The 13,557-nt window shown below is 38.9% G+C and carries 9 protein-coding genes and 1 pseudogene; 6 read left to right on the top strand and 4 right to left on the bottom strand.

Features of this window, described 5'->3' with window-relative positions:
- Positions 1–250: 250 nt before the first annotated feature.
- Both rhuM (AB3G38_RS06305) and rhuM (AB3G38_RS06310) read right to left on the bottom strand, forming a co-directional pair.
- Positions 251–526, bottom strand: coding sequence for a RhuM family protein (gene rhuM / locus AB3G38_RS06305; RefSeq protein ID WP_367867644.1), 276 nt, complete (start codon positions 524–526; stop codon positions 251–253).
- A 14-nt stretch (positions 527–540) separates the two neighbouring features.
- Positions 541–1,230: pseudogene (rhuM, locus tag AB3G38_RS06310) on the bottom strand (RhuM family protein).
- A gap of 634 nt (positions 1,231–1,864) precedes the next feature.
- Here rhuM (AB3G38_RS06310) and AB3G38_RS06315 point away from each other — a divergent pair.
- The 6 genes from AB3G38_RS06315 to AB3G38_RS06340 all read left to right on the top strand — a co-directional run bounded on the left by AB3G38_RS06315 (position 1,865) and on the right by AB3G38_RS06340 (position 10,365).
- Positions 1,865–3,484: a carboxylesterase/lipase family protein gene (locus tag AB3G38_RS06315; RefSeq protein ID WP_367867645.1), complete on the top strand. Its 1,620-nt coding sequence runs from the start codon at positions 1,865–1,867 to the stop codon at positions 3,482–3,484.
- Positions 3,485–4,391: 907 nt separating this feature from the next.
- Positions 4,392–5,513, top strand: a complete 1,122-nt coding sequence (locus tag AB3G38_RS06320) for a hypothetical protein (RefSeq protein ID WP_367867646.1) — start codon at positions 4,392–4,394, stop codon at positions 5,511–5,513.
- 127 nt (positions 5,514–5,640) lie between these two features.
- Positions 5,641–7,440, top strand: a complete 1,800-nt coding sequence (locus tag AB3G38_RS06325) for a type VI secretion system Vgr family protein (RefSeq protein ID WP_367867647.1) — start codon at positions 5,641–5,643, stop codon at positions 7,438–7,440.
- 11 nt (positions 7,441–7,451) lie between these two features.
- Entirely contained in the window at positions 7,452–8,303 is an 852-nt protein-coding gene (locus AB3G38_RS06330) for a hypothetical protein (protein ID WP_367867648.1), read from the top strand.
- Positions 8,300–8,713, top strand: coding sequence for a DUF4280 domain-containing protein (locus tag AB3G38_RS06335; protein ID WP_367867649.1), 414 nt, complete (start codon positions 8,300–8,302; stop codon positions 8,711–8,713). Before AB3G38_RS06330 ends, AB3G38_RS06335 begins: the two co-directional genes overlap by 4 nt.
- A 2-nt stretch (positions 8,714–8,715) precedes the next feature.
- Positions 8,716–10,365 carry a hypothetical protein gene (locus AB3G38_RS06340; protein ID WP_367867650.1) on the top strand — a complete coding sequence of 550 codons (1,650 nt, stop codon included), beginning with the start codon at positions 8,716–8,718 and terminating at the stop codon, positions 10,363–10,365.
- A gap of 195 nt (positions 10,366–10,560) precedes the next feature.
- Here AB3G38_RS06340 and AB3G38_RS06345 read toward each other — a convergent pair whose 3' ends face one another.
- Both AB3G38_RS06345 and AB3G38_RS06350 read right to left on the bottom strand, forming a co-directional pair.
- A complete protein-coding gene (locus AB3G38_RS06345) occupies positions 10,561–12,285 on the bottom strand; it encodes an IlvD/Edd family dehydratase (protein WP_367867651.1) in 1,725 nt (574 codons plus the stop codon).
- A 290-nt stretch (positions 12,286–12,575) separates the two neighbouring features.
- Complete coding sequence (locus tag AB3G38_RS06350; RefSeq protein ID WP_367867652.1) at positions 12,576–13,463, bottom strand: AraC family transcriptional regulator; 888 nt, start codon at positions 13,461–13,463, stop codon at positions 12,576–12,578.
- Positions 13,464–13,557 lie beyond the last annotated feature (94 nt).

Below are 13,557 nucleotides of genomic sequence, written 5' to 3' on the forward strand. Positions count from 1 at the left end.
CTTCTAGCATAAATAATTAGAAAAAGTGCTTTGCTTTTTCAAAAAAAGACATATTTTTAAGTATAGCAATTGCAGTTAAAACGTATTAAAAAAATAGTGAGTAATTCAATGAGTAGAATTACAAAACAGCCCCAAATACTATTTAGACGCTTATTTTAGCACTAGATGCAAATCCCAGCGGGATCACGAAAGCCTCAATGCAAATTGGGGCTTTTTGTGTTAAATGATATTTCAAAAAATGCCTACTACACTATTTTTTCAGGATATTTTTAGATACCTCTTCAATTTGCTTAATAAAATGTTTCTCTACCTCAGTAATCTGGTTTCTGTTTTGCTCTTTAAATTTGTCATATTCTTCAGTTGCTTTTTTTAAGGCTTGCAGATGACTTACCATGCCTGCATTTTTCAATAATTCATTACCTGTCATTGTAATAAAATCATCTAAACGCATTATCCAATCATTCATATACATTGGCTTACGATTGAGCTCCTGTAATTCTGCCAATTCCAAATAAGCAGACACCATTCTATTAAGTAGATTTAATCATTCTCATCTAAATAGTTCTTAGCTGTTTCTGTTTCTTGTTTAATAGGTCTGGCTCCCTTAATATTTGTCAGACCTAAATTAGATTTATTGGCATCAATACGCTGATAGATAATTTCGGCTGCTGTATGCCCGTGAGCAGCCCAATGCATTTTATTTTGCACTGTCTAAAAACAATATAGAAACTTCTGTCTTTGGATCATAGTCAATACTTGTTAAACATCCAGTACTTTACGCCAGAAGACTTTTTCGGAGGAACGTATGTCACGAATACGGGTTAGCAATTCATCGAAGTAGTTACCTCCACCAGCCTGTTTCAATAATTCATCATTCATTGTAAATCCTTTCACAATATATTCTTTGAGTCTGGCAGTAGCCCATTGACGGAATTTTGTCCCCTGCAGGCTTTTAACCCGGTAACCCACAGATATAATTACATCTAAATTATAGTAATTAGTGGGTTTAGTAGAAAAATCGGAAATTCCGATTTTTCTACTAAAATCGTCTTTAATAAGTTCATTCTCCTTATAGATATTCAAGATATGTTCATTTATTGTTGAACGGGACTTACTAAAAAGTTCAGCCATCTGCTCAATTGTAAGCCAAACGCTTTCATCCTCTAAACGGGTTTCTATTTTTGTAGTACCATCTTCAGTTTGATATATAATTATGCTTGAATCTTCCATTAAGTTCCTGTGATAAATGATTTAGCTACTGAGAGCGAAGCAATTAATTACGTAATAAGCTTTGGCTTCAAAGGCGCATTCAAATTTACGCTTAATTGTTTTCATCAAGTTAATATTTTAATATTTATATCTTTTGGGGAAAATATTTTATTATATTTATTACATAGCATTTGCAGCTAAAATGTATCGAAAATAATGGGGAGTGATTCGGTGAGTCGAAATCCAAAACCTCCCTAAATACTACTTAAAACCTGATTTTCGCACTAGGTGTGAATCCCAGCGGGATAACGAAAGGCGCAAGAAATTGCGACTTTTCTGTTTAAAATGTTTTTTTAAAAGGCGTTTTAAGAAAAATAATAAGTCATTTCATAGCAAAGAAAATCAATCTGATTGGTGCCGTATCTGGTACCCAATTGTATCTGGTAAATCTGGGTACCAGTTGCCCGCATGGAAGTTTATTATAAACTGCTTTTCAAAGGCCGAACCGAAAATTACAAGCAAATAACCCCAGTTTTTAAATAATTAAGAAATTTTGCAGAATTAAATTCTCGTTACTTTATATTTACGCAATGCGCTGTCTGCAATGACTGGGTTTAACTCCATGGTTTTAATATAAACCTATTAAATAAAATTTATGAAAAAATCTACAATTAGCCTGCTGTTTATCCTGTGTTTACCATTTTGGGCATTTTGCCAAAATGACCCTATATCAGCGGGATCCGAAATCGCTATAACTTCAACCGGAAGCGGTAAAGTAAAAGGATATATTCATAATAACATCTTTACTTTTAAAGGAATACCTTACGCTAAATCAGATCGTTTTACCTCACCTGAAAAGCCAACACCCTGGTCTGATGTGCGCAGCTCTATGACCTATGGCCCGGTTTGTCCTACGTCTCCCACTACCGTAGTGAATGATCCCTTTGAATTTGCTTTCCATCACGATTTGGGCTACTCCAACGAGCATTGCCAGACACTGAACGTATGGACGCAAAAATTAAACGATGGCAAAAAGCGCCCGGTGATGGTTTGGCTGCACGGAGGCGGTTTTACAGACGGCTCATCGATCGAACTGCCATCTTATGACGGCGAAAACCTGGCAAAAAAAGGCGATGTAGTATTGGTTTCCATCAATCACCGCTTAAATGTGCTGGGTTTTCTTGACCTCTCCGCCTATGGCGATAAATATAAAAATTCTGGAAACGCTGGGTTAGCTGACATTGTTGCTGCCTTACAATGGGTAAAAGAAAATATCGCGCAATTTGGCGGCGACCCTGATAATGTTACAATCTTTGGACAGTCTGGTGGTGGTGGCAAAGTTACCTGTATGATGAATACGCCAAAGGCTAAAGGCTTATTCCAAAAAGCTATAGTAGAAAGTGGTAGTTATATCACTTCATTCAATGAAAAATCAGTTTCGCAGAGAGTTGCAGCAGCTTTATTGGAGGAATTGCATTTAAAACCGTCCCAGGTTGATTCGTTGCAAAAAATCCCTTATAATATCTTGAATGAAGCTAGCAAAAAAGCACTCAGAAAAATCTCAATGGAGATGAGGAAAGCCGGAAAGGCAGGTGACGGAGGATGGAATGCGGTCTTAAACGAAGACTTTTTCCCTAATCAGCCAACCGATCCCGCGGCAATGGAGTTATCTAAAAACATCCCTTTATTAGTTGGCACTACAAAAAATGAATTTAACGTATTTGCTCCATCGCAAGAAAACCAGAGCATGGAAAACCTTAAAGCCGGCCTGCAAAAAAGATACGGAGATAAAACGGACGCTTACATGGCAGCGGTAAAAGCTGCTTATCCTTCCACCAGCAAGCCGTCAGGATACACAGATATTGATCTTAGTTTCAGGCCGATGGCAATCAAGCAGGCCGATACGAAATCGGGGCTGGCAGGTGCTGCACCGGTGTATATGTATTTGTTTACCTGGCAATCGCCTGTAAATGATGGGTTATATAAAGCGATGCATTGTATGGACATCGCTTTCCAGTTTGATAATATTGCGCGTTGCCAGGAAATGACAGGTGGAGGAAAAGAGGCCGTTATATTAGCAGGAAAGATGAGCAGTGCCTGGATCAACTTTGCTAAAACCGGAAACCCAAATGCTGCTGGCTTACCAAAATGGCCCGTTTACACATCCGCAACCGGCGCTACGATGCTATTTGATATACAATGCGAGGTGCGTAACCATCCTGATGCAGAATTATTAAAGATTGCAAGTTCGGTTAAACCTGCTGGCGGCATGTAATACAAAAAGCCATTAAAAATCTCATTTCGATACGCTCTATTATAAGCTTGCGGATGGAAATGGGATTTATTTATAAAGGCTATTCATGAAACAAACTGTTAAAATTGTATTAACACTGATTTGTACTGCAGGCTTTTCTGCAATACCTTCGCTGCGAAGGTAAAAATTTCAGCAGCTTAAAAGGCAAACAGAAAATCAATCTACTGTTGGCTCATTTAACGGTTGATGATCGTCCCAAATCAATAATCTATACTTGAAAGCCCAGGTGACTTGATTAGCGCCGGGTGAACCTATATTGTCCGGGTACTGCCTGAGTACTGTCCGGGTATTCGTTAGGGTAAGAGCAATGCTAAAGTAACGTGAGAGCATGGCAAGTCCAAGTAAAAACAACTAGTTGAAATGACTTGGAGTACCTATGCTTAAAGCCTGTTCTCAACCTGGTGTCATCCCGACCACCACTCAGGCACAACCAAACCGTAACTAGTTGAAGATTCATGAACTTTATGATTTTACTTTTGAATAACCTATGGACAACTGCGGACAATTGCAGACAGCTACGGACAATTACGGACATTTTCTACGCAAGAGGATAATCCTTAACGATAATGGTCTAAATTGGTGGAAAAGAAACTATTTATGGAAATCCGGGAAGCCTGCTTTAGTTTCTTCTGATGAACCGTAATAATACTTAGAGATATTTGCATGAGCATCTATACAAAGGATAAAAGATTTTATTAGCATACATTATTTGCTCAAAGAATTGTCTTTAGATGATATGAAGTGTCATTAATGCACTAAAAGTTAAGCGCGTCAAACAAAACCAGTCAATTTGAGATTATACATACAAGTAAATTATTTTATTTATATTTATAAAAGCTTAAGGGCAGATCAATTAACAGTATACATTATGTGTAATTCCAAATCATTAATTAAATCGGCTCTTTCGCTTTTTCTTATTCTCATTACTGTATTAATTTCATGTGATCATAAAGACAGTAACATTGCTTCTCTGAACTGGTTTGACAAAACCGATATTTATATGGGCGGCGAACTGGGCGACTCCACTACCTACTGGAAAAACGGAAAAGCCATTAGCCTGGACAAAAAAGGAATGTTTGCCAATGCAGTAACGGTATCTGGTAAAGACACCTATTTAGCAGGTTTTATCGCTATAAAAGATAGTTTAACTAACAACAGTATAGCACGTGCGGTATACAGTAAAAATGGAAATATAGTATTTTTGACTGACGGAAGAACTGCTGCGGTCGCTACTGCTATTGCGGTATTAGGTACAGATGTCTATGTAGCTGGTTATGAATACAATGGCGATAAAAATAACGCTGAGCCCGTTCATTCTCAAAAATCAATAGCTAAATACTGGAAGAATGGGATTCCTGTGGTTTTAACAGATGGTCATGCAAACGCGAGTGCCACAGCTATTGCAGTCAAAGGAACTGATGTGTATGTAGCAGGCTATGAAAAAGACGAGATCTCTGTAGCCAGATATTGGAAAAACGGTAAACAAACAGTGCTGAAGATTGATAGCAATTTATCAAATGGAGCAAATTATTCAGAGGCCTATTCTATTTTTATTGCAGGGAACGATGTCTATATTGCCGGAACGGAATGCGGACTTGCAGCCTATTGGAAAAATGGTATACCAGTATTACTGGCTCCCAAAAAGAGTCTTAATCAATCAGGTACCGATAATGAAAGTTCAAAAGCGACTTCCATTGCTGTTTCGGGACAGGATGTACACGTAGCCGGCATCCAGGATACACTTGCATCCCTTTTCCATACCGTCAAATACTGGAAAAACGGAAAGGCCACTACCCTATCCAAAAAACCTCTTGATGCAAAGACCAATGCATTTCTGGCGTTAAACGGCCATGATGTATATATTACCTGCACACTTGCGGATCCTGCATTTAATTACCAAACTATCGTCTGGAAGAATACTGCCCCTTCTATTTTCAGTAAAGAAACAATGCGTGTGACTTCTATTTTCGTAGCAGACAAATCTCATTAACTCTAAAACCAAGGAATAAAACCATAATTAAAACAATTTTTATAACTGATTGTTATAAAGTTATTTACACCGTCTCCCATTGTATTATATTTTCTTATTTATTTATCCTACTTAAAATCTATCCAACTTGGAACAGAAAATAATTACAGAGATCCACATTGAAGGGAAAGAAGTATTACATTTCTCAAACCTGATTATCCGTCAGTATTTTAACCGGCATCATGAATTTGAATTACATGTTGACCACGATACTTTTGAACTTTCAGGAAGTTACCGCGCTGACCGCAGCAGAGAGCTGATCGGTAAAGACATATCAATTGTATTAACTGATAGTGTAACCGGGAATGAGACCCGTTTTGCAGGTATCATATTTGAGATCGATCTGGCTCAGGGACACGGTTTTCATGGTGAAGTTATACTAAGTGGATTTAGTCCTACGATCTTACTGGATAGTGGTCCTAACATCAAGTCCTTTAAAGGAATGACTCTTCAGGAGATCGTGAATAAAGTGGGTTCTTCGGTAGCAGGGAATGATCTTAGCTTCTCCGTAAAACCGCACTATACGAAGCCTATACCTTATATTACACAGTATAAAGAAAGTGCGTTTACTTTTATGAACCGTCTTTCGGCAGAATATGGAGAATGGTTCTATTATGAAGGGGATACTTTACATTTTGGAAAACCCGACAGCCAGGTAGAAGTTAACCTTATATATGGACAGGATTTACATAATCTGAATTGGTCAATGAAACTCTGTCCGGTGAATACTTCGCATTACAGTTATAATTCCTCCTTACACCAGCTCAATAATTCTGAAGCAACCGGAGAGGTTAGCGGACTAAATGAGCAGCATGAATTTGCAGTATCCAGGTCAAAAAGCTTATTTTCTGAAACCTATGATACTCCTGTAAATACACGTGTTCAAAATCAAAAGGAACTGGAAAACATCGTTAAATTACGTAAAGAAGGTACAATAGCTGATATGGTCAGGATTACCGGACACAGCCGGAACCCTGGTGTAAATCTGGGAAGTATCGCAAACATTGAAGTCTCCAGAAAAGAGCTGTCTGATTTTATTCAAGAAACCTACGGAAGTTACTTAATTACAGAAGTAGTCCATCAGATAGATGGAAATAATCGCTATATCAATGACTTTATTGCTATCCCTTCTGCTACTGAAATAATGCCTGTTCATCATGTTGTTTATCCTGTAGCAGAATCTCAGGTAGCTACAGTGACCGCTAATCATGATCCTGAAGGTCAAAGCCGTATCCAGGTTCAGATGTTATGGCAAAAAGATGAAACAACTGAATGGATCCGGGTTTTACAGCCTGATGCCGGAAGTGGCGAGGTCAATGGGAATAACAGGGGGTTTTATGTCATCCCCGAGATTGGAGATCAGGTCATCGTCGGCTTTAGATATAATGATCCTAACCGGCCTTTCGTGATGGGAAGCATCTACCATAGTCAGAATACTGATAGTGCAATACAGGCAAATAACCATCTCAAAAGCCTGTCTACACGCAGCGGACATATGATTGAATTTGATGATAGTAAGGGTTCTCAGGGAATAACTATTACCGATCAGAATAATAACGTGATACATATTGATACTCAAGGGAATAACATCACTATTTCTGCACTGGAAACGATGACATTCAACTCGAAAAACATGAAGATCAATGTCCAGGAAAATATGGACGTATCCGTTGGAAAGAATAAGAAGGAATTTGTCACTGAAAACTTTGATTTACAGGTTAAGAACATGAAAACCACAGTGGCAGAAAATGCAGATCAGGTTACCGGTAAAAAGGCACAGCACATTGCAGGAGAAATGACAATGCATACAAATGAAGGGAAAATACTTATTGATGGTACAGGAAAGATCACCATACAAAGTAAAGACCGGATAGATTATGGAGAATAACAGCGCTGCGTATGATCTATAAAGGAATGGAATATGCGATGCCGGTTACTCCCCTTTTGAAAGAACTGACCTATACTGTACGGCTCACAGATCAGCTTATTATTAACGATAAAGAAGATAAGATGCTAATTGAATTTACCTGTCGTATAAAAGCTGATGATGAGCCTCAGCAGTATCTTCTTTTTTTAGATAACCTTAAGATCAATGGAAATGCAGAAGGTGATTATGAAAAACACGAATGGTTATTCGCAAGGTTATTTTCTATCAACAGTAACCTTATCATCAAAACCGATCAGTACGGGTCTATAACAGGTGTAGGTGATAAAAAAAGGATCTTGTCAGCATGGGAATTAGCCAAAGAAGATATCAGTGCTGTATATGAAAAAGATGAAATAACCGGACTGTTTGATAGTATGGATTATACTTTGAAGAATAACATGAAATTACTTTATCATAATGATCCGCTGCTCAATCTTTTATTTAATAATATATATCAGACGTATACAGGAGAAGAAAGTATTGAAACTGAAAAGATCATACTTAAACACTTTGGGGCAACCGGACTGCCCGTGATAGAATATAAAGAGCTGGTAGCTATTGATGAAAATTCAAATATAGCAACGATAGATGTGACAGGTCATATCAGTGAGTCGTTCACTGATATGGAAGGGATGAACAATTACCTTGCAGAGGTAACCGGACAGGAATCTGATGAAGAGATGGATTATTATTTTGATTACCAGGGACGGTATGAGCTTAGCCTTGGAGTACAACATCATATAGATAAAGCAGAATTAACCATTTCCGGTTATTGCCCAGGGTATAAGAAACTAACTGTTTATCACTTAAAGTTACAGCCATGAGTAGAAAATATGTTATTGATGGTGCCTGTGTAATATGTTCGCTGGGAACCGCTAAGGGCAAAATAAAAGTCACTTCTCAGCATAAAGTATTTATACAGGGGAAGTTAAAAGTGACCGATGAAGATAAAACGTTAGTACCTAATTTTGGTTCCTGCAAGCGTTCCCCGAACCAGCCCGCATGTGTTCCGGCTTTACAAAAGTGGCAGCAGACCAGTAAAAAAGTGGTAATGGGCAGCAAGAAGTTCGTGATGGATAACTCTACTGTTAAATGCAGTAATGGCGGTCTCATCATTATTGATGATGATCTGCAGCGGGCCTCACCGGGCGGTGCTGATCCGGAAAAAATAAGCCAGCTCTCTGCTGCAATGCCAATGGTACCTTATCAATCAACCAATATATCAGGAAACTAGTTATGGGTAAGCAGAAAACTATAGAAAAGAAACCGCAGCCGGCAATTAAGGTGAAACCCAAATTAAAAGAACCATTTCCAGCCGCTGTAGTTGACAATACATTTGTATACCGTCCACAGCGGAGTCTGGTAGCGACCGGGGGAATGAAACTAAAGCTTAAAAGCGGCCATCCGGAATTTAAAGGGTATATAATTTTTATAAATGGCTTCTGGGGCGATCCGGTAAAAAACACCGGTGCAGTGGCCTGGAACAGCTTAATGGATAAAGTTCCTGAGCGCGGTGATTCCTATAGCCTTAGAGGTGCTGAAAATACCAATGAAAAAGATCTTACGGATGATGACGACAGGTATACACCCGAAGAATATAAAAAAGATACAGCTAACCCACATAAGGCCCGGATTAAGGAATCTATTAAGAACGGGCTCTTTCCGGCAAGGGCAATATATATGTATTTCCATGCTACTAAATTCCAACGTTATGTGAAATACTGGAATGTGAAAGAGAATAAATATCAATTCACCACAAAGTATGCTGAATATTTTGACGCCAAAGATAACATACACTATTTTAACGGGTCTCATGGCTTGCAGTCAGATCCCGGACACCGGATGCAGCATGGTTATAAACAGGGTCTCACCTGGGCAAAACTGAATCTGAAATATATGGAAAAACCTAGTTATGATACTTTCCTTCCTTATATGCCTGGTTTAGCATCACCAGAATATAATCCAATTACGATTGTAATGCATAGCCAGGGAAATGCACTTGGGGTTGGTGTAGCAAAGGGGATCTTAGCGCATTTACAGACACTCAAATGGGATAAAGCTGCGATAAATATGGTTTACTTAGCCCTTCATCAGAATAAGGGTTTCACCACAGATGAGTACAACGACTATAAGAAGAAAAAACTGGATATGCTTGCCAATAGGCATATGAAAGCAAAATTAGCCGAGTTTTTTGAACGAAATAAGCTTTATATCGCAAAAGGTATTGACGAATATGCGGGTGAAAGGATCGTTGGCTGGAATAAACTTAAATCAAGAGGAGTACAATTTACTTTTTCAAATGACCGTTCAGACGTAGTGAGCCGTCTGGGTGATATTCACGGTATTGCCAATGCCTGTAATAGTGATGGAGATGATATGCATTTTACCCCTTTTGAAGTTACCCCCTCTTCTTACCGGATCTTTTCCAAACATATCTTAAATAAGATATTGACGTACGATAATGAAGGTACAGGAGTAAATGTGGCTGTTAAACAAAAGAAAACTGTTATTTATACGGATCTTGTGGCTGACTTTTCGAAAGTGTACCATGCCTATAAAGCGAAACAGGCAGATATTGAAGCTGGTCGTGATAAGGCCTTTTACACCTATACTTCTACCGGCAGTACCATGGGAATTGCTGTAACGAGTACTGTTTATACAATACGGCGTTATGAAGATGCAGTTGTCACTGCATATACAAAGTTATTTGATGCAGAACTTGCTGCACACTCCGGCCCTGTAGCATGGGGATTGGATACCAGGGTATTAGACTGGGCGCCCGGCAAAAGTGTCTTCGATATGATCAAGGAGAAAGGTGCTGGTGTCTTTTATCGCAAGGCAAATAAGAATGCAAAACTATTGATTAACCCTGCACAAATCCATTAAACTAAAGGAGATCATATTATTAGAATAAAAAAAACGGTTTTTATAGTATAAACCCGTGCTATTGTAAAGAAAGTGCATATTTGCACCCTCTTCGTAAATATGCTCTCATTTCTGTTGTAATGATATTCATACCTTAAGCCCTAAACTCAGCTGTGTAACGAAAACACCACTCAATTTTACACCCATGTTCCTGCTTTAATGAGAGTCTCTGGTTACTGTTGAACCTGAGCCGCCTACTAAAAAGTCCAGATCAGCACCTTTGTCTGCCTGCTGAACATGTTTGATATATAAGTTTACATAGCCACGTGTTGCAGCAGGAACTGGCTGTACCCAATTGTTTCGCCTGAGGGCTAATGCTTCATCACTCACTTCAAGGTGGATACGTTTATTGGCTACATCCAGCTCAATCATATCTCCGTTTTCTACAAGAGCTAGATTTCCACCAATAGCAGACTCTGGCGATACATGCAGTACAACTGTACCATATGCCGTACCACTCATCCTGCCATCCGATATCCTTACCATATCTGTTATGCCTTTGTCAAGCAGCTTTTTCGGTAAAGTCATATTACCTACCTCAGGCATACCCGGATAGCCAACCGGACCAACCGTTTTCAAGACCATTACACAAGTTTCATCGATATCCAAATCAGGGTCATCTACTCTCGCATGGTAATCCTCAATGTCTTTAAACACTACTGCCCTACCTCGATGCTGCATCAAACCGGGCGTAGCTGCAGATGGCTTTATAACCGCTCCGTTAACTGCAAGATTACCTTTTAGTACAGTAATTCCGGCTTCTGGAATGATTGGATGCTCAAATTCATAAATAACCTCCTTATTATAATTTATTCCTGTATGAGCAATATTCCCGGCATGCGTTTTCCCGCTTACCGTAATGGTATCCATTTTTAAAACAGATTGCATTTGTTTTAAAACAGCAGGTACACCACCAGCATAGTAAAAATCCTCCATCAAAAATTTCCCTGAAGGCATAAGATTTACAAGAAGAGGCATTTTACTGCCAATATCATCAAAATCATCTAAGTTTAGCGTTACCCCCATACGCCCTGCAATAGCGGTGAGGTGAATAATAAAGTTTGAGGAACCTCCTACCGCAGCATTTACCTTAATTGCATTTTCAAAAGCATCCCGTGTTAATATTTTAGAAATTTTCAAGTCTTCTTTAACCATTTCAACTATTCTCCTTCCGGATAGCTGAGCAAGCCTTTTCCGCCGGGAATCAACGGCAGGTATAGCCGCACCACCGGAAAGGCTCATACCTAAAGCTTCTACCATGCAAGCCATAGTGGAAGCCGTTCCCATTGTCATACAGTGGCCCGGACTACGGGACATACAACTTTCTACTTCTGCATATTCATCATAAGTAATTTCGCCTTTCTTTAATTCCTCTGTCAGCTTCCATACACTTGTTCCTGAGCCTATATCATGTCCGTGATATTTTCCGTTTAACATGGGTCCGCCAGGAACCACAATCGTTGGCAGATCTACACTTGCCGCTCCCATCAGTGTAGAAGGCGTAGTTTTATCGCAGCCAGTAAGTAGTACTACACCATCAATAGGGTTGCCTCTTATTGATTCCTCTGCATCCATACTGGCGAGATTACGGAACAACATGGCGGTGGGTTTCATGAGCGTTTCTCCCAATGACATGATGGGGAATTCCAGCGGAAAGCCGCCAGCCTCTAATACCCCGCGACGAACACTTTCGGCAATATCACGCAGGTGGGCATTGCAAGGTGTAAGTTCAGACCATGTATTACAAATACCTATTACCGGTCTGCCGTCAAACATATCTTCGGGCATGCCCTGGTTTTTCATCCAACTGCGATAGATGAGGCCCATTTTATCTTTTTTCCCAAACCAGGTCGAACTTCTATAGGGTTTCGTGTCTAGCATATACTATGTGACTTTATTAATAAGTGAACCGATCTCTGAAATGGTTATTTTTACAATGTCTCCGCTTTGTAAAGTGAAATCATCGGCGGGGATTATAAATTCTCATAATTATTTGGTTTAGTTTTTTTGGACCGAAAATCAGGTTTGAACTTATTTTAGTATCCAGGCGGTAAAATCGAAAGGCAAATAAGTCCTTTTAGCGCACATTTAAAGCATGATGTTAATATAATACAATAAAATGCTTCAATACTAAAATTACTGGTTTACATTGCCTGATTTGAGGAAGATTGTTAAGTAATTTTTTTCTCCTCAGTTTTAAGATAATTGTTTCTGTAGTCCATTGGATTTTTTTTCGTAAGCGTTTTAAATTGATGATAGAAGTGAGAAATATGGTTATAGCCACAGGCATAGCCTACCTCAGTTATATTAAATTCCTCTTCTAATAACAATCTGCATGCATTTCCAATTCTCACTTCCATTAAAAACTGGATATATGTTTTCTTCGTTTTGGATTTAAAATACCTGCAAAAAGAGTGCTTTCCCATGTTAATTAATGCAGCCACATCTTCTAGCCCTACTTTTTTATGGTAATTATTAAACGTATATTCGAATATCGTGTTGATGCGGTTCTGATCGATGCTATTCACTTCCGGGTTAAAGCCGTTGGATGATATAATTTCATATTCTTTCGAAACAGCTATTATTTCTAAAGCGGATAATAAATTGATCAATTTACGGGCAGGCGATTCGTTGAGCATTTCCTCCGCTATTTTGCCAACCTTTCTTCTGGTTACTCCTTTTAACCGCAACCCCAGCTTGCTAGTGTTCAGCATTTTAACAATCGGGCTAATTTCAGGGAGATTTAAAAATGCATCGCCCCAGATGTTAGTTTGAAAAAGAATCACGATTGTTTCTCCAACTTTTTCGGTATCGTTTTCCAGATATTTTTGTTCACACCGGAAAGTATGTGGCAGGTTTGATCCAAATAAAAATACATCACCATTTTTAAAAGGACCAACATGGTCGCCTATCAGACAGGTACCGTAGGTCCTTTTAACAACCAATAACTCGCACTCGGGGTGATAATGCCAGGCACTTAATATCGCATGCCCTATATCCTTACGGATATTAAAGGAATGCTCCGGGTTCGGAGTAGCCTTTTTCAACGTAGCTTTCATGTTTATACTTGGTTAATTACAAACATCAAATTAGAAATTATGTACGATATAATATCCATCTATAACAACAGAAAGAAATATCTATGTTAATATG

It is taken from the genome of Pedobacter sp. WC2423, assembly GCF_040822065.1.
Lineage (GTDB): Bacteria > Bacteroidota > Bacteroidia > Sphingobacteriales > Sphingobacteriaceae > Pedobacter.